16 protein-coding genes are annotated in these 18,545 nt (G+C 63.8%); 3 read left to right on the top strand and 13 right to left on the bottom strand.

Annotated features, from left to right (window positions below):
- Positions 1-8 precede the first annotated feature (8 nt).
- Together BMW76_RS14285 and acpA are read left to right on the top strand one after the other, a co-directional pair.
- Entirely contained in the window at positions 9-212 is a 204-nt protein-coding gene (locus BMW76_RS14285) for a DUF2970 domain-containing protein (RefSeq protein ID WP_090865938.1), read from the top strand.
- A 475-nt stretch (positions 213-687) separates the two neighbouring features.
- Positions 688-2,433, top strand: coding sequence for an acid phosphatase (gene acpA / locus BMW76_RS14280; protein WP_090865935.1), 1,746 nt, complete (start codon positions 688-690; stop codon positions 2,431-2,433).
- Between the two features lie 114 nt (positions 2,434-2,547).
- Here the strand turns inward: acpA and BMW76_RS14275 are convergent, their stop codons facing one another.
- The 13 genes from BMW76_RS14275 to BMW76_RS14215 form a co-directional block, all read right to left on the bottom strand.
- Complete coding sequence (locus tag BMW76_RS14275) at positions 2,548-2,766, bottom strand: hypothetical protein (protein WP_090865933.1); 219 nt, start codon at positions 2,764-2,766, stop codon at positions 2,548-2,550.
- 220 nt (positions 2,767-2,986) lie between these two features.
- Positions 2,987-3,889: an SMP-30/gluconolactonase/LRE family protein gene (locus tag BMW76_RS14270; protein ID WP_090866117.1), complete on the bottom strand. Its 903-nt coding sequence runs from the start codon at positions 3,887-3,889 to the stop codon at positions 2,987-2,989.
- 70 nt (positions 3,890-3,959) lie between these two features.
- Complete coding sequence (locus tag BMW76_RS14265; protein ID WP_407668955.1) at positions 3,960-4,925, bottom strand: 3-hydroxyacyl-CoA dehydrogenase; 966 nt, start codon at positions 4,923-4,925, stop codon at positions 3,960-3,962.
- 3 nt (positions 4,926-4,928) lie between these two features.
- Entirely contained in the window at positions 4,929-7,028 is a 2,100-nt protein-coding gene (locus BMW76_RS14260; RefSeq protein ID WP_090865931.1) for an ABC transporter permease, read from the bottom strand.
- 36 nt (positions 7,029-7,064) lie between these two features.
- A complete protein-coding gene (locus tag BMW76_RS14255; RefSeq protein WP_245763222.1) occupies positions 7,065-8,603 on the bottom strand; it encodes a sugar ABC transporter ATP-binding protein in 1,539 nt (512 codons plus the stop codon).
- 25 nt (positions 8,604-8,628) lie between these two features.
- Positions 8,629-9,756, bottom strand: a complete 1,128-nt coding sequence (locus BMW76_RS14250) for a sugar ABC transporter substrate-binding protein (protein WP_090865930.1) — start codon at positions 9,754-9,756, stop codon at positions 8,629-8,631.
- 27 nt (positions 9,757-9,783) lie between these two features.
- Complete coding sequence (locus tag BMW76_RS14245; RefSeq protein ID WP_090865929.1) at positions 9,784-10,569, bottom strand: N-acyl homoserine lactonase family protein; 786 nt, start codon at positions 10,567-10,569, stop codon at positions 9,784-9,786.
- A gap of 15 nt (positions 10,570-10,584) precedes the next feature.
- Positions 10,585-11,517 carry a BKACE family enzyme gene (locus tag BMW76_RS14240; RefSeq protein WP_090865927.1) on the bottom strand — a complete coding sequence of 311 codons (933 nt, stop codon included), beginning with the start codon at positions 11,515-11,517 and terminating at the stop codon, positions 10,585-10,587.
- A 23-nt stretch (positions 11,518-11,540) separates the two neighbouring features.
- On the bottom strand, positions 11,541-12,383 hold the full coding sequence (locus tag BMW76_RS14235) for an SDR family oxidoreductase (protein ID WP_090865926.1): 843 nt from the start codon (positions 12,381-12,383) through the stop codon (positions 11,541-11,543).
- A 34-nt stretch (positions 12,384-12,417) separates the two neighbouring features.
- The gene (locus BMW76_RS14230) at positions 12,418-13,122 is read right to left on the bottom strand and encodes a GntR family transcriptional regulator (protein ID WP_087738195.1); all 705 of its coding nucleotides are present in this window, start codon (positions 13,120-13,122) and stop codon (positions 12,418-12,420) included.
- 304 nt (positions 13,123-13,426) lie between these two features.
- Complete coding sequence (locus tag BMW76_RS14225; RefSeq protein ID WP_090865925.1) at positions 13,427-14,764, bottom strand: MFS transporter; 1,338 nt, start codon at positions 14,762-14,764, stop codon at positions 13,427-13,429.
- Positions 14,765-14,841: 77 nt separating this feature from the next.
- A complete protein-coding gene (locus BMW76_RS14220) occupies positions 14,842-16,236 on the bottom strand; it encodes an MFS transporter (RefSeq protein ID WP_090865924.1) in 1,395 nt (464 codons plus the stop codon).
- A gap of 260 nt (positions 16,237-16,496) precedes the next feature.
- A complete protein-coding gene (locus tag BMW76_RS14215) occupies positions 16,497-17,588 on the bottom strand; it encodes a porin (protein WP_090865923.1) in 1,092 nt (363 codons plus the stop codon).
- Positions 17,589-17,903: 315 nt separating this feature from the next.
- Here BMW76_RS14215 and BMW76_RS14210 point away from each other — a divergent pair, with 315 nt between their 5' ends.
- Positions 17,904-18,482, top strand: coding sequence for a UbiX family flavin prenyltransferase (locus BMW76_RS14210; RefSeq protein WP_087738198.1), 579 nt, complete (start codon positions 17,904-17,906; stop codon positions 18,480-18,482).
- Positions 18,483-18,545 lie beyond the last annotated feature (63 nt).

Raw genomic sequence — 18,545 nt, 5'->3', positions numbered from 1 at the left:
AGGGCGCCATGGAAATCCTCAAGCTCATTCGTATCGTTTTGTGGAGCTTTTTCGGCGTGCGCAAAAGCGCTTCGCACGACGCCGATTTTGCTAACGTGAATATCGTCTTGCTTCCGTTCGTTGCCGTCGTTCTCGCGGCGTGTATCGGCGGCACGATCTTCGCCGTCGTGCACCTCGTTGCACACGCAACGCACACGCTTCAAGGCTTCTGATCCTTGCAGCAGACACGATCGAAACGAAGATAGCGCGTCGCGTTCCGCTGATTTCACGACGCACGAATCTGCGCGATGCAGATTGCCTTCGAGAGGCGACTGGATGTCCAGCCTTCCTTCTCGAAGAGCACATTGGACCTACCTTCCCACCGCCCGAACGACGACCATTGCATCGGGCCGTCGTCTCATCTCTTGCCACGCGACTTTTCACGCGCATCTCAACAGCAGCTGTGGCATCAAGTACGGACCGGCTCCCAGGCAACAAGAACACTGACCAACGCCGAATCAGCCGAGTGACAGCGGCATGCCATCGGGCGATTTTCTCTGTCATGCAGATGTCACGACAGGTACGCAAAGATATTGCCCCGACTGCGGCCCCGACTGCGCCGCCTGTTGCGACCGCCCGCGCATAGCCGCCATACGCTATGCTTCGCGCAAGCCTCTTCGATCGCTTCCCTCGTCCTTGGACATCCAGATGAAACGCACCGAACCGCCCACTTCTCCCCCCGTGAATGAAGACGCCGATCCCGCGCAGACACCGCAGCGACCCAGCCGCCGCCACTTCCTTGGCGGCGTCGCCGCTGTGGCGATGGGCGGCGGACTGGCAAGCTGCGCATTACCGCCGTCGCGCGAAGCCTCGGTTACGGGCGTCGCAGCGGGACCGCAGTTCGATCGCGCGTTGCGCTCGAAGGTCAAGACGGTCGTCGTGATCTACGCGGAAAATCGCAGCTTCAACAATCTGTTCGGCAATTTTCCGGGCGTCGAACGGCCGCTCTCCGCCGTGAAGCCGGAAGACTGCGTGCAGCGCGACCGCGACGGCAAGACTGTATTGCCTCGTCTGCCGAAAGTGCCGGGCGGCTGGCTGCTGAAGGATCAGATCGCGGACGGCGTTCCATACAAGGCCGGCGAGCAATATCAGACCGATCTGCCGAACGCGCCGTTTGCGCTCAAAGGCCCGCACGGCGAGAACCTGCCGCTGTCGCTTGTCACGCACGATCTGTGGCACGTGTTCTATCAGAACCAGATGCAGATCAACGGTGGCAAGAACGATATGTTCGCCGCGTGGGCGGACTCGGGCGGCTTCACGATGGGTCACTACGCGAACACCAGCTACGACCTGCGCCTGTGGGACCTCGCCAGCGAATACGTGCTGTGCGACAACTACTTCCAGGGCGCGTTCGGCGGCTCGTTCCTGAACCATCAGTATCTGATCGCGGCGACCCCTCCCGTGTATCCGGATCCGCAGCAGAGCATCGCGAAGGCGCAGATTGCACAGACGCTCAGCGGACGCCCCGACGACCCGAATCTGAAACCGCTCGCGACGTCGCCGAACAGTGCGATGGACGGCGTCCCCAAGTTCGGCCCGAGCGCGCTGACGCCGCCGGAAACGCTCGCGGACGGACGCGCGATCAGCTATGCCGTCAACACGATGATGCCGCCCTTCGCGCCCACGCCATACAAGGTCGGCGCGAACGGCGTCGTCGATCTGACGCAGGACAGCAACGCGATGGCCCTGCCGCCGCAGACGCACGAGCATATCGGCGACAAGCTCGACAAGCGCGGCATCGACTGGGCGTGGTACGCGGGTGCGTTCCAGCAGACGCTGGAGATGCACGGCAAGAACACGAACGACGGCACGCCGGTGATACCGAACTTCCAGTATCACCACCAGCCGTTCAACTACTTCGCGAATCTCGGGCCGGGCACCGCTGCGCGCGCGAAACATCTGCGCGACGGCGGCCTCGGCGACGACGAGAGCACCAATCACTTCCTCGCCGATGCGCGTGCGGGCCGGCTACCCGCCGTCACGTTCTACAAGCCGCAGGGCAACCTGAACATGCATGCGGGCTACGCGGATGTCGCATCGGGCGATCGCCATGTCGTGCATGCGGTGAAAGCGCTGCGCGCAAGCCCGCAATGGGAAAGCATGGTGGTGATCGTGACCGTCGACGAAAACGGCGGATGGTGGGACCACGTCGCTCCACCGAAAGGCGACCGCTGGGGTCCGGGCACGCGTGTGCCGGCATTGGTGGTCTCGCCGTTCGCGAAGAAGGGCTATGTCGATCACACCGTGTATGACACGGCATCGATCCTGCGGCTTATCACGCGCGTGTTCGAACTCGAACCGCTCGACGGCTTTCGCACGCGCGATGCCGCGATGCAGTCGCGCGGTCAGCCCGTCATGGGCGATTTGACCAACGCGCTGGATTTGTCCGCATAACGACGAGAGCATTAACGTCCGGGGGCAACTGTGGCCCCCGGCAAACACGAGGCAACATCACGCGCAGCCACGCGTTGCAAAAACGCGTGGCGCGGGATCAAGGCCCGGTGTTCTTCAATGCTTGTGATGACGGATTTCCCGGGCAGCGCACACAGCGACAAACACGCCGACGAGCGCAGCGCCCACGGCCAGTGATTCGTCCAGACGGCTCGAATTGGCGTGCGTCTGCGCGTACATCCACAGAGCGGCCGCGATCGTCGTCATGACGGCCGCGAAAATCAGGCCCCAGATCGGCCCGGCGCTATGCGTCGGCAATGCATGAGATTTCTTCATCGCCCTTTCCCGTTGAAGCGTTCCCGATTGGCTGTACTTGTTATGTGCGTCGACGTATTCATGTCTAACGTACTGCAAGCCTACGCCCGTCAAAAAAGCGCTACAACAGGTGTTGCCGCGAGATCACAGCAATGATCGCGCGTTGCATCTGGCAGCGCATGGCGAGCCTCCTTACTGACGCCGCCGCCACGCCTCATAGAAGCAGATTTTTCGCCGGCCGCTAACCCGCAAAACGCGGTTCCGGCAAGCCGCGTACGCCCAGTCCACGGACCGCGAAGAGGCCGCCCTTGTCGCGTTCCTTCTGCGGAATGCCCCACATCGGGCGGCCCATCGTCGTCACATAGAGAACGTCGAGCTTCGGCCCGCCGAACATCACGCTCGTCAGATTGCGCACGGGGAACGGCACCGTGCGGTCGAGTCTGCCGTCCGGTGCAAAACGCAGAATGCGCCCGCCGAACACGAGCGCCGACCAGACGTAGCCCTCTTCGTCGACGGTCGCGCCGTCGAACGTGCCCGCCATGTTGCGCGCCGATGCGAACACCCGGCGATTCGACACGTTTCCCGTTTCTATGTCGTAGTCGTATGCGTACATCAGCTTCTCGTACGTGTCGGTGAAATAGAGCGTGCGGTTGTCGGGGCTCCAGCAGGGCCCGTTCGAACAGCTGATACCGCTGTCCAGCCGCGTGATCGCGCGGTTGGTGTCGAGCCGGTATAGTCCGCCGCTACGCGTCGGGCGCTGACCGCGATCCGCATCGAAGCGGTCGAAATCGTAGGCCATCGTGCCCGCGATAAAACGCCCTTTGCGATCGACCTTGCCGTCGTTGAAACGCGTCTCGGGATCGTCGCTTTCGGGATCGCCGATCGGCTCGACGGTCTGCGCATCGAAGTCATAGAAGTGAAGCCCGTTCGCGAGCGCGACGACGGCACCGCCCTGCTCGCGCAGCGCCATCGATCCGATATGGCGCGGCACGAAGTAACGCTTCACATCGGAGCCATCCGCGCGGCAACTGTAGATTTCCGCCGCCGTGCTGTCGATCCAGTAGAGGCGCTCTTCGCGAACGTCCCACAACGGCCCTTCGCCTAGATGATTGTTCGCATCGACCAGCAAGCTTGTCTCGACCATCGTCGTCTCCCGATTCGTTTGCGTGATGTATCCGCGATGCCGTCCGCCGCGCATCGCACGTAGCGCAGCGTCATTCGTCGTCGGATTTCGCTGCGAGCGCGCGCCGATGCGCGAGCAGCGCCATCAGCCGCCGGTCGCGCCATGCGCTGCGCGCCTCGATCTGATCGCGCGGCAGCACCTTGCGACGCTGCGCATCGAGCGCCGCGACGACGTCGGCGTGCCATTCGAACGGCACGCGCGTCGCCGCGATCGTGCGATACGTGCCGCCGTAGCGCTGCGCGTAATCGGTCACGCCACCCGGTGCATTCAGATCGATCGTCTCGAACGGACCCATGAACGACCAGCGCAGTCCGAGCCCGTCGCGCATCACCGTGTCGAGATCCGCCGCATCGGCGTAACCCTGTTCGAAGAGGCTCAACGCTTCATCGAGCAACGCGCCTTGCAGACGGTTCAGCAGAAAGCCCGGTATCTCGCGATTCACGACGACGGGCTTCTGGCCCGCTTCCGCGTAGATCGCGCGGGCGCGCGCGAGCGTGTCGGGCGCTGTCCACGGCGCGCCGCACAACTCGACGAGCGGCACGAGCGAAGGCGGATTCACGGGATGCGCAACGAGGCACCGCGCGCGGCTCGCGAGCCCTTCCGTAAACGTCGATGCAGGCAGGCCCGACGTCGAACTCGCAAGCAGCGCATCGGGACGCGTGATGTGGTCCAGTTCGGCAAAGAGCGCGCGCTTTTCGTCGACCACTTCCGCGATGTTCTCCTGCACGAGATCGGCGTCGCGCACCGCATCGGCGAGCTGTGCGCAAACGGCTATCCGCTCGACGATGCGATCCACTGGCTCATCGACGAGCCCGAACGACGCGAGGTCCTGCACGCTCTCGCGAATCGCAGGCACTGCCCCTTCGAGCATCGCGGGCACCGCGTCGTGCAGATTCACGCGAAAACCCGCGCGCGCAAAGACGATCGCCCATGCGCGGCCGATGCGGCCCGAACCAATCACTGCAACCTGTCGCTGCACCATTATGCTTTCTCCCATTGATCAGGCTTTCTTGTCGCGTAGCGTGATGACAGCGGCCAGCACGACGAGTCCGTTGATGATGTCGCGCACCGCGGGCGGCACCGTCGTGCCCGCGAGCAGCGTGCCGAGCGCGGTCAGCAGCAGCGCGCCGCCGAACACGCCGAGATAGTGGCCACGTCCGCCCGTGATCAACGCGCCGCCCACGACGACGACGGCAATCGACGGCAGCAGATAAGGGTCGCCCATGCCGAGAAACGCCTGGCTGCTGAAGCCCGCGAGCAGCAGCCCGACGAGCGCCGAGCACACGCCCGACAGACAGTAGACGGCGATCAGCGTCGGGCCCACGCGCACGCCCGACAGCTTCGCGGCGACGGGCGAATTGCCGACGGCATACACGCGCCGGCCAAACGCCGTGCGATGCAACAGCAGCAGCGCGAACGCGAGAAACACTGGCACGCACCACGCCGCGAGCGACAGCCCGCCCGCACGTCCATTCGTGAACGCGCTGAGCGCGGAAGGCGCCCAGCCCTGCGGCGAGCCGTTGCAGTAGATCAGCGTCAGCCCTTGCAACAGTCCGTTTGCCGCAAGCGTGACGACGATCGGCGGTAGTCCGAGCACGACCACGCCCGCACCGTTGAAGATGCCGACGACAAGCCCCGCGCCCAGCACGACGGGCACGGCCCACCAGGCCGCGACGTTGACGCCGTGCGTGAGGCCCGTGAGCAGCACACCCGACAGCGTGATGAGCCACGGCATCGACAGATCGAGACCGCCCGTCAGAATCACCGCGCCCTGGCCCAGACCGAGGATCGCGAGAAAGAGCGTCAGCGTGAGCAGGCTGCTATAGAAGTTCGCGCTCGCCAGCACGCCGGGACCGTAGACGAAGCCCGTCAACACGATCACCGCGACGAACAGCAGATACGCGGGCACCACGTAGCGCGCCCACTCGCGGTTGCGTTCGATCCAGTCAGCAAAGAAGCGGCCCGTGAGCTCCGTGTTCTCGACCGCGCGAAAGTCCGCGACGGCGAAATCGACGCGCCGCGCGCGCCCGTCGTCCTGTGCGCGGCTATGCGTTCGCAGCGCCTTCACACATTGCATCAGGTAACGCGCGCTTTCGTGCGCCGCGGACTGTTTGCCGATCGACGAGCCGAGCACGGCGAGGATCAGGATCACGGCCTCGGCGATCGTCGTAAAGAACGCCGACACGTTGAGCACGAGCAGAATGTTGACGGTGATCATCAGCGTCATCGCGGCGAACACGGTGCCGACGCAACCTCCGCGTCCGCCGCCGAGCCGCGTGCCGCCGAGCACGACGGCCGTGAACATCGACAGCAGCAGCGGCCTGCCGACGAGAGGATCTGCGGAGCCTGTCTGCGCCGACACATAGAGGCCCGCCGCCGCGTAGAACATGCCCGCAATCGCGTACGTGGCAATGCGATAGCGCGTGACGGGCAGGCCGTTCGCGTACGCGCTGTCCGGCTCGCTGCCGAGCGCGTAGATGCCCACACCGAGCCGCGTGCGTCGCAAGAAAGCCCAAACGGCGAGTGCCGCGATCAGCACGCCCGCCGACATCGGCAGCTTGTCGGGGATCAGGTCGGCCGTGAGCGCGCCCGCGAACTGGTCGCCCATGCTGCCGCCCGGCTTGTTCTGGATCAGCAGCGTCATGCCTTGCACCATGAACATCGTCGCCAGCGTGACGACGATCGACTGCAACCGGAACCACGCGATCAGCGCGCCGTTCACGAGGCCGATGCCACCGCCGATCGCGAGGATCAACGCGACGCCCGCCCACTGCTCCAGTGGCGTGCCCTGCACGAAGCGCACGGCGAGCACGTTCGCGAGCGATACGACCGCCGATGCCGACAGGTCGAAGCCGCCGCTCAGCACGACGATCGTCTGTCCGACTGCGGCGAGCGCGAGCGTCGTGCTGCTCGATATCACGGAGCCGATGTCGTAGAGACCCACTGGTGTCGCCGACAGCGCCACCCACGCGATCATCATCGCCGCGAGCGCGCCGATCGCGATGATCAGCCCGCGATGGTGATCGATGCGCGCGCCGAAGCCGACGTGCGCGCCCGGCCGCGCGATCTCGCTTTCGTGAGACGCAATTGCATTGTTCATCAGATACCTCTCGTAGAACGATGGATCAGGCCGGTCTCAGCTCGACAGCATCCTGCGCATCACGTTCTCTTCGGTGAGCGCATCGCCTTCGAGTTCGCCTGCGTGCCGGCCGCGATAGACCACCGTCACGCGATCGCACACGTTGACGAGCTCGGGTACATCCGTCGAATAGAACAGCACCGAGCCGCCCGCCGCCGCGAATGCGCGCATCAGCACGAAGATCTGATGCTTGGTGCCGACGTCGATGCCGCGCGTCGGATCAAACATCAGCCACACGCGGCTTTGCGTAAGCAGCCATTTCGCCATCGCGATCTTCTGCTGGTTGCCGCCCGAAAACGACAGACAGGGCTTGTACAGCGCGCGCGGATTGACTTCCATCTGTTCGAGCGAGCGGCGGATCGCGGCCTGCTCGCGCTTGCGGTCGATCAGTCCGAAGCGCGTATAACGCCGGATCATCGGCAGCGAAATGTTCTCGCCGCCCGGCAGACGCAGGAACAGCCCTTCCGTCTTGCGGTCCTCGGGCAGCAGTGCCGTCGATACGCCCGCCTTCAGCGAATCGGCGGTTGATGTAAGCGTGACGGGCTTGCCGTCGATGCGGATCTCGCCCGCGTCGATATACGTCGCGCCGAACAGGGCCTCGAACAGTTCGCGCTGCCCCATGCCTTGCAGCGCTGCGATGCCATGCACCTCGCCCGCGCGCAGCGTCAGATCGAAGTCGTTCACCATGCCGTCGATGCGAATGCCGCGCGCCTCGATCGCGGGCGTTGCGATCTTCGCGGGGGCCGTCACCTTCGGCGGATACTTCGCGTCCATCGAGCGGCCGATCACGAGCCGGATCACTTCATCATCGGAGATGTCGGCGGTGTCGAATGCCCCGACGTCCTTGCCGTTGCGATACACGGTGAGGCTGTCGCAGAACTCGCGCACTTCCTGCATCCGGTGCGAGATGAACACGAAGGTCACGTCGCGTGCCTTCAGTTCATCGATACGCCGCGCGAGCCACGCGACGTCGCGGCCCGACAGCGCCGAGGTCGGCTCGTCGAGCAGCAGCACTTGCGGCCCGCGCGCGATCGCCTTCGCGATCTCGATCTTCTGCCGCACGGGCAGCGACAGATCGCGGATGTACGCGCCGGGGCGGATGTCGCCGAGTTCGAGCCGCTCCAGCCACTCGGCCGCCTTGCGCAGCGCGTCGTGCCGTTTGATGCGGCCGAACCAGCCTGTCGGCTCGTAGGCCATCAACAGGTTTTGCGCGACGGTCAGATCGCGCACCAGCGTCATCTCCTGGAACGCGGTCTGCACGCCGGCGCGATGCGCGTCCTTCGGACCGTGCATCGACACCTCTTGCCCCATCACGCGCATGCTGCCCGCGTCCGGCCGCATCAGGCCGGACAGCAGCTTGACGGTGGTCGACTTGCCCGCGCCGTTCTCGCCGAGCAGCGCGTGAACCTCGCCGCGCCTGACGCGAAACGATGCGCCGTCGAGCGCGACGGTTGCGCCGAAGCGCTTGACGATGCCGGCGAGATCGATCGCGAGACCGCCTTCCGCCGCGCTCGCCTGCATGCTCATGCTTGCCATCGGAATACCTCCGTTGCGGCGAGCGTCAGTCCTGCTTGCCGCTCAGCGCCGCATTGAAACCGACCTCGCGCGTCTCGTCCGAATAGATGTCCGCGAACCAGCCCGGCGGCACCTTGTCTTGCGCGAACGCGGTGCAGCCCGCCTTCAGCTCGTCGATCGAACCCGTCTTGCACAGCTTCGACTGCGCGCTCTCGACGAGCGGCAGCTTCAACGTCACGCGTTGCGGAAAGTCCTTGCCGTCGAGCTTCGCCACGGCGAGCTTCAACGCCATTGCGCCGGAGTAAGGCGGCGCGCCATACGAAATCGAGCGGTAGCCGATCGAGCGATACGTGCCCTCGCCTTTCACCATGCCGGGCGGCAGCATCTGCACGCGGTGTCCGTTCGACGATTCGCCCGCGCAGGGCTTGATCTTGTCGTCGGCGATGCCCGCTTCGAGCTGCATCGACGCAGCCGTGAAGCAGCCGACCTGCATCCACAGGCCGTCGATCTTGTCCCAGCTGTTGGTCGCGAGAATCTTCGACAGCTCGGTGCGCGCCGTCGCCTGGCTCCACATGCCCGTGCCTTCCGCGACGATGTGAATGCCCGGGTACTTCGCGAACACGGCTTTCGCGGCCTCGGTGCGCGCGCGGTCGACCGACGTGCCCGGCACGCCGTTGATCAGCACGATGTTGCCCTTGCCGTTGATCGTCTTCGCGAGCCATTCGGCTGTGACGGTGCCCGCCTGCTTCTGGTCGATCGTCACGTTGTGCGCGCACGGCTCGGTGACTTCGCCGTCATACGCCGCGACGACCACGCCCTTCGAGCACGCGTTGCGGATCGCGCGGTTGAGCGCCGTCGGCGAAATCGGATAGATGACGATGGCTTTCGCGCCCGCCTGCACCATCGAGTTGATCTGCTGGATCTGCTTCTGCGCGTCGGTGCCCGCTACCTGTACTTCGAGATCGACCTTGTCCTTCAGCGCCGGCGTTTCGGCCATCGCCTTGACCATGTTCGCGGCTTCCGTCTGCCAGTCGTTGCCGACATAGCTCATCGACAGAAAGATCTTGTACTTGCCGGCGGCAACGGCATTGCCGGAAAAAGCGAGGCCACCGGCGAGCACCGCTGCGAGCGCCGCCTGCCCCGCGCGGCGGATGATGCGAGTCACTGCTTTCATGTCTTCCTCCAGTACCGTCTTTGTTTTTCAGGGTTGGACGTGCGGCAAGCGTGATTCACTCGGCAGGACGATGCCTGCCGAACCGGGCACGACGTTGGGATCGTGTCCGGGGATGACAAAGTCCGCGATCTGGCGAATACGCCTGAGCGACGCGAATTCCGCCTGTGTTTCGTGGACGATGCCGACGGGCACCAGATCGACGATGTTCTCCATGCAGTTCGCGCAATCGCCCGCGATCAGCACGACGCCGTCTTCCGTATCGACGGCAACCGACTGATGACCGGGCGTATGCCCCGGCGTCGGCACGACGCGCACGCCGGGCACGATATCCGCGATGCCGTGGACGAACTGCCAGCGAAACCAGGCAAGCGGCTCGCGGCCGATCAGAAACTCCTGGTAGTACGTCGCCTGAGTCGGCAGCGGATGGCCTGCGTACTCCCATTCGGCTGCCTGGATCACGAACTTCGCGTTGCGAAAGAGCGTGTTGCCGCCCGAGTGGTCATAGTGCAGATGCGTGTTGATCACGATGTCGACGTCGTCCGCGCTCCACCCGACGTACTCCTTCAGCGCGCGTTCGAGCCGTTCTTCGGGCGCCTGGTCGCACGGGCACACGAAATTCGAGACCCACGCCGGATCGTGAATGCCCGTATCGACGACGATCTTTTTCTGCGCGCCGACGATCGCCGTCGACCACACGGGCACGCGGATCGACTGCCCGAAATAGCGCCCGTGAACTTGCGACGAGCGGTCGACCGTCAGCCAGCCCGTCGGCATTGCCACGACCTTCAGACGTGGCGCAGATGCGCTGCTCATGTTGGCCTCCGCGCGTCAGAAGTTGGTTTCGTTCGCGCCTTTGAGGCCCAGCATCGCGCGCGCTTCGGCGGGCGTCGCGATGTCGAGCGAGAGCCCTGCGATCACCTGCCTGATCTTGCGCACCTGGTCCGCGCTCGATTCGGCGAGCTTGCCCGGCTCGATCCATAGCGAATCTTCGAGACCGACGCGCACGTTCGAGCCCTGCGCGACGCCCATCGAGCCGAGCGGAATCTGGTTGCGGCCCGCGCCGAGAATCGACCACACGTAGTCGCTGCCGAACAGGCGGTCGGCTGTGCGGCGCATGTGCATCAGGTCTTCCGGATGCGCGCCGATGCCGCCCAGCAGACCGAACACGCTCTGCACGAAGAACGGCGGCTTCGCGAGACCTCGATCGACGAAATGCGCGAGGTTGTACAGATGCGAGATGTCGTAGCACTCGTACTCGAAGCGCGTGCCGTTGGCGCCGCACGACGTCAGGATGTATTCGATGTCGGCGAACGTGTTCTTGAAGATCAGGTCGCGGCTGTTCTCCAGATGCTGGCGTTCCCAGTCGTGCTTGAATTCCTTGAAGCGCTCGAGCATCGGATAGAGGCCGAAGTTCATCGAGCCCATGTTCAGCGATGCGACTTCGGGCTTGAAGTGATGCGCGGGCCTGAGCCGCTCGGCGACCGTCATGTGCGGACTGCCGCCGCTGGTGATGTTGACCACTGCATCGGTTTCGGCCTTGATGCGCGGCAGGAACTGCTGGAACACGGCCGGGTCTTGTGTCGGCCGTCCGTCGTTCGGATCGCGCGCATGCAGATGCAGGATCGCCGCGCCTTCTTTCGCGGCTGCGAGCGCGGCGTCGCCGATCTGTTGCGGCGTCACGGGCAGATACGGTGACATCGACGGCGTGTGAATTGCGCCCGTCGGCGCGCAGGTGATGATGACCTTGCGTTTGCTTGCCATGTTTTCCTCTTCGCTGGATGACGTCAGAGCACTTCGACGTTGCCGCACACGGAGATCGCCTGTCCCGAGATGCCGCTGCCGCCAGGTGAGCATAGAAAGAGCGCAGTGGCCGCCACTTCTTCGGGCGTCGTCATGCGCCGCAATGAAATCTTTTCGAGGTACTGCTTCTCCATCTCGTCGTATGAGAGGCCGAGTTGCTGCGCGCGCGCGGCGATCACGCGCTCGATGCGCGGCCCCTTGACGATGCCGGGCTGGATCGTGTTGACGCGTATGCCCGCTGGCCCGAGTTCGATCGCGAGACTTTTCGTCAGGCCGACGATCGCCCATTTCGTCGCCGAATAGGGCGTGCGATACGCGTAGCCGAGGCGCCCCGCCACCGACGACAACGCGATGATCGCGCCGCCATCCGGCGCATCACGCAGCAACGGCACTGCGCGGCGCGCGAAGTAGAACTGCGCGTTCAGATTCACGTCGATCGTGTTGTCCCACTCGTCGGGATCGATCTGATCGACGCCGCCAGTCGGCCCGGCGATGCCTGCGTTGTTCACCAGCACGTCGAGTCCGCCGAGTTGCGCGTGTACGTCGGCGAACACGCGCTCGACGGCATCGCGATCGGACACGTCGGCGAGCGTCGCCGTGATCGCGCCTGCATTGCCGCTTTTGCCGCCGCTTTCGCCACCGCTTGCGCCACGATTGGCTTCGACCGTTGCGAGCGCATCGATAGTCTCGCGGCTCGCGTCGCATACGTGCACGCGCGCGCCGGCATCGGCGAACGCGCGGGCGATCACGAGCCCGATACCCGATGCGCCGCCTGTGACGAGCACGCGCAAGCCCGCGCGCGGTTGCAACATCTGTGTAACCGTCATGCTTGTCTCCGTTGTTGTGATGCGGTGAAGCGTGTCAGGCGCTGGCCGCTTCCCTGCCCTGCAATCGCTCGGCGAGGTCCGCTGCCGCCTCGCCGATGTCCTGCGCGATGCCTGCGCGAGCGCCTTCGCCGTCGCCGCGCCACAGCGCTTCGACGATCTTGCGGTGCGCGTCCATCGAGCGGCGCATGTGCGGAATGTCAGGGGCGACGAGATTGAGAAACGGCCCGATGCGCAACCAGAGGTTCTGGATCGTCGCGAGCGTGAGGTCGCTCGCGCCGTGCGTGTAAATGGCGATGTGAAACTGGAAGTTGCTGCGCAGGTAAGCGGCGACATCGCCTGCTTCGACGTTGGCATCCATCGCGTCGTAGATCGCTTGCAACTCGGACAGATGCGCCTGCGTCATCCGCGACGCCGCGCGCTTCGCGACACAGCCTTCAAGCGCGATGCGCACGTCGCGCAGTTCGTCGAGCAGTTCGAGCGTCATCGGCGGGACCATCAGCGCGCGGGCCGGCCCGTCGATCAACGCGCCTTCGGCCTGCAAGCGCGTCAGCGCGGCGCGCACGGGCATCGTCGACGAACCGACCGCCTCCGCGACACTGCGCAGACTCAGCAGTTGTCCGGGCGCGAACCGGCCGATCATGATCGCCTCGCGCAATTGCGCATAGACGCGGCCGGCCATCGTCTCGCGAGCGACGAGTTCGAGCTCGGGCAGCTCGCCACGGGGTGAGCGTGTCGCCATTCAGGTGTCTCCTGTTTTGCGATCTGTGACCTGTGATCACAGTTGCGTTAAAAACAGTGTGCGTCGCGAGGATGGATGAGTCAAGCCATGCTTGACCAGGGTTAATACTCAAACGGTTTGGAAGCGATGGGCCGCCAGTTCGCTTTTAGCGTCATCGGTTCGCGCCTACGATGACCGCGCTTTACGATGAAGCTGGCGTCGAGGGAAAGACAGGCATGCGCTTGTTGCGATAAGCCCTTCTGGAACCACGCGCGGGCCGGCGACGTTGAACCACCGGCCCGCGCGGAAGCAGACGGAACATCCGTCACGCCAACGACCCAAGCGTCTCGCGCCGCCGGTTCCAGCCAAGCCAGACCGACAGCAGCGCGATGAACACGAAAACGATCGACACGTTCATGAAGAGTTGCGCGATCGGCAGATGCATCGCGAGCAACACGCCGCCGAGCATCGACCCGACGACCGATCCAAGCTTGCCGATTCCGATGGCGGCCCCGACGCCGGCGGAGCGCAGCATCGTCGGATAGACCATCCCCGCGACTGCGTAGAGCGCGAACTGGCAGCCGATCACGCAGACGCCGCTCATGAACGCGGCGCCATAGAGCCAGGCCGCGGACATCGGCATGCCGAGCGAAACGCAGACGGGAAGGCCCAGCAGCGCGAGCAGCAAGATCACAGCGATGCCATAGCGGTCCACGCAGCGGCTCAACGCAAGCGCGCCGACCGTCCCGCCCACCGGAAACATCATCGCGGCTTTCGCCGCCTGTGCAGACGGCAACGCGCTCATGCTGAACAGAATCGGCAGCCAGTTCTGAAGAAAATGCAGCGCGAGCGAGTTCAGCACGAACAGCAACCACAGCAAAGGCGTCACGCGAACGAGACCGTTGCTGAACAATGCGAACGGCGTCGCGCGAATCCGCTTTTCGTCGTCGACGACATAGCGCACCGCTTCGTCGCTTTCATGTACATGTGGGTCCAGCCTGCGCACGATGCGGGCGATCTCTTGCGCAGCGCGTCCATTGACGATCAGAAAGCGAACGGACTCCGGCAACAGCGGAAACGATGCGACGGCCACGACGACAGCCGCGAGACCGCCCACTTCGAATAGCACGGGCCAGCCGAAACGCGGCAGCAGCCACGATGCAATCGCGCCGCCACCGCCGGCACCGATCGAAAACCCCGAGAACATCAGCGTGATCCACGTCGCGCGGCGCGCCTTCGGCGCGTACTCGGACACGAGCGCCACGGTGTTCGGCACGACGCCGCCCATGCCGATTCCCGCGAAAAAGCGAAGCACGGTCAGTTGATCGAGAGACGTCGCATAGCTACACGCAAACGTCAGGATACCGAACCATAGCGAACCAAAAATGATCGTGAGCCGCCGTCCGATGCGATCGCCGATAAAGCCGAGCAGCAACGAACCCACGAGCACGCCGAACAGGCCGACGCCGAACACATGGCCGAAGCCTGTCGCGTTCACATGCCACGCGCGGATCAGCGTAGGTGCCGCATACGCCGCGGCGACCTGATCGTAGCCGTCGATCAGCACGATCAGGAAGCACCACGCGATCAGGGACAAGGAAAATCCGCGCAGCTTTTGCCGTTCGATCAGCGCGGTAACGTCGATGGTGCGTGCGGTCTGCATCCAGTCTCCTTTTGCGACGGACACCGGCGCGCTTCACCTGCCCGTCGATTATTTTCTAAAACGATGCACAGCCGCGATCACGAATCGCCTAGCGCTGAACGCATCTCCTCGATGGGGGCGTCTTCCTTGTCGTGCTGCTCGTGCTGCTCGCCGAAGCGCGCCTTGTACAACACGGCGAGCACCGTCGAGAAAATCGTCGCGACAAGGAACAGCGCTGATGCTACGTAGAACATCTGCGCGAACGGCAGATGCATCGACAGCAGAATGCCGCCGATCACGGGTCCCGATACCGAACCGATCTTGCCGACCGAAATCGCGCTGCCCACGCCTGCCGAGCGGAACGCAGTCGGATAGATCATGCCCGCGACCGCATATAGCCCGTACTGCGCGCCGACCACGCAGAAGCCGGTCGCGAACACGGCGAACATCAGCCACGCCTCGGACATGCCGTGTCCAAGGAACGCGACGACGGGGCAGCCGATTGCGGGCAGCGAGATGATGGCCAGCACGCCATGACGATCGACGAAGCGGCACAGGATCAGTCCGCCGAGCACGCCGCCCACCGAGAACATCGTCGTGATGATGCCCGCGCTCTGCGGATTGATGCCGACGCCTTCCATCAGGATCGGCAGCCAGTTCTGCAGAAAGTACAGCGCCATCGAATTGACGATGAAAACGATCCACAGCAGCGGTGTGATCGCGCGCAAGCCGTCGGAGAAAATCAGCTTGAGCACGAAGCGCTTCTTCTCCTGCACTTCGCCGGGCACGAACTGCGCGTCGGCCGGCAGAGAGATGTCGGGACGCAGACGCACAACCAGCTTGCGCACCGTCTCGACGCTGCGCTGACGCACGACCAGCAGCTTCGCGGATTCGGGCAGCGTGATGATCAGCAGCAGCGCGACGGCGAGCGAGCCGACGCCGCCCACGACGAACATCACGGGCCAGCCGTAGCGATGAATCAGCGCGGAAGACACGAGGCCACCCGAGCCCGCGCCGATCGAAAAGCCCGAGAACATCAACGTGACCCACGTTGCGCGCAAGCGCTTCGGCGCGTATTCGGCGACCAGCGCAACCGAGTTGGGCACGACGCCGCCCATGCCGAGACCGGCAATGAAACGCAACAGCATCAGTTCCTGAAGAGACGAAGCCCACACGGATGCCAGCGTCAGCAGACCGAAAAACAGACTGCCCGACACGATGGCACGCTTGCGGCCGAAGCGGTCGCCGAGATAGCCGAAGATGAAAGAGCCGATCAGCGTGCCGAACAGTCCCGCACCGAAGACGGGACCAAAGCCGCCGCGCGCGACGTGCCATTCCTTGATGATGGCGGGCGCGGCAAACGACACGGCCGTCTGGTCGTAGCCGTCCATCAGCATGATCAGGAAACACCAGAACAGCAGGCCGATAGCGAAACGCCCTGTTTTTTGCTCTTCTATCAGTGTCGATATGTTGAAAGTGCGGTCTGCTTGCATGTGCGTCCCAATGTGCCTGATCGGGCAACGGCGCGTTTGCGTCGCGTCGCCGCCCTGCTGCTTCCCTTTGGCGCCGCCGCCGGGAGCCTCAATATACAGGCCCCCCAGCAGACGACAGAATCAAAAATTCTCGATGATCAGATCGAAAAAGGTGAAAAAAGCCGTACTCCTTTGCGCCTTTGCCTTTTCCGCCCGATGCCGTTCCTTCATCCACATCTACATCGCTGTGCTCACGCCATATCGCCCCCGAGCGTGCCACGTCAAAACATCTGATTGAGACCGATGCGCCCCACCGTCTGCGCACTCGAACTCGACGGCTGATAGCCGAACTGTTCTGCCTTCGCGCCCGTGCCCGACGCGCGCTGCAAGCCGACGCCCGCGTAGATCTGCGTGCGCTTGGACAGGTAGTGCGTCAGAAACAGGTTGTACTGGTTGTACGTCAACCCTTCGAACATCGAACGGTTGTACGAGATACCGAGCACATAGAAGCGCTTGCCGCCGCTCAGATCGATGTTCACGCCGACCTGGTAGTTACGCTCCGTCACCGAGCCCTGCGGATCTTCGAGCTTCACATCGGTAAACGTTGCGTGCGGAATGAAATCGCCGACCGCAACGGAACCGCCGACAGCGATCGTGCTATACCGCTCCGCGTTGAACAGCGTGCCCTGCTTCAGCGTCTGCCCGAGCACCGACGTCACGCCGAAAATGCCGAAGAGGTCGGCCGTGCGGTTGTGTGACATCGAGTACGCCGCGCCCAGTTTCACGATGCCGTTCTGATAACGCGCGCCGATACTGTACTGACGTCCCTCGCTGAAATTCGTCTGGTTGCCGAAGCTGTTCATCACGCCCGCCTGGAAGCCGCGGTAATCGATCGTTTCGTACTTCACCGAGTTGTCGAGCGCGCGCGTATTGGCCAGTCCGTCCAGATTGCCGACCGTATAGAAGGACGAGATGCCGGGCACCGAGTTGTTCAGCCCACCCACGTACTCGTACACGTAGTCGGGAATATGGCCGAGGCTCAGCGAGCCGAACCGGTCGTTCGTAATGCCCACATACGCATCGCGATTGAAGAAGCTCGTCGGATTGATCTGCGCGCCCGTGTTGGTCAGGAAGCCCGATTCGAGCCGCGCGAAGACCGTGTTGCCGCCGCCGATATCTTCCTTGATCAGAAAGCCGAAGCGGTCCGGCGTGCGCTTGCCCGCCGATTCCTGATACAGGTGTGCGCCACGCGAGTTCGTCACGAAATCGACACCCACGTCGACGCTCCCGTACAGCGTCACCGATGACTGTGCGAACGCGGGACAACATAACGCGAACGCACAGCCGCCTAACAGCAGACTCGTCGTTTTCAACCAGTGTCTCCAATGTCTTTTTTATCGCCAGCCGGCTGCATGCCCGCTGATCCCCATATGGCATTGTGCCTGTGCGAACCCGCCGTGCGGATGCCCGTGGCCTGTCATATGTTGGCGAGAGTGTAGCTAACCGATTTACAGCTTTGAATCGCGAATTATTTATCAACCCATCGAACAAAACGAACAAAGCCTTTAAAGGATCGGGAAAAACACCAGGGCCGCGTATTTAATCGCGCTTCAAGCTTCTTTTAGCAGAAACCGGGTGCTAACATCCGCCGCGTCACGCGAACAGGGATTGGCATTCGGGAGAGTCTTATGGATATGAGAGGCATGCCGCCGCGGCGCATGGTAGTGGGCATCAGCGGCGCTTCCGGCGTCATCTACGGCGTGCGACTGCTGCAATTGCTGCGCAAGCTGGAGATCGAGACACACCTTGTGATGAGCCGTTCCGCGCAGGTCACGCTTGCGCACGAGTCGGACTACAACGTCGCCGACGTGCGCGCGATGGCGAGCGTCTGCCACTCGAACACCGACATCGGCGCGTCCATTTCGAGCGGGTCGTTCCCTGTGATGGGCATGATCGTCGCGCCCTGCTCGATCAAGACCTTGTCGGAGATCGCGACGGGCATGACGGGCGGCCTGCTGTCGCGCGCCGCCGACGTCACGTTGAAAGAGCGCCGCCGCCTCGTGCTGATGGTGCGCGAAACGCCTTTGCACCTCGGCCACCTGCGCAGCATGACGGCCGTGACGGAAGCGGGCGCGATCGTCTATCCGCCCGTGCCCGCCTTCTACGCGAACCCCGAATCGTTGACCGACATGGTCGATCACACGCTCGGCCGCGTGCTCGATCTTTACGGACTCGATGCCGCGACGGTGCAGCGCTGGGGCATGTAAAGCGTGCAATCGTCTTTATCGTTCTGCCGATAAAGGGTTTATCCCAGGCATTCGCGAATTATC

Origin of the sequence: Paraburkholderia diazotrophica (genome assembly GCF_900108945.1) — a bacterium.
In the GTDB taxonomy this organism is placed as follows: Bacteria; Pseudomonadota; Gammaproteobacteria; order Burkholderiales; family Burkholderiaceae; genus Paraburkholderia; species Paraburkholderia diazotrophica.
This window is presented reverse-complemented; position numbering and strand designations above follow the sequence as displayed.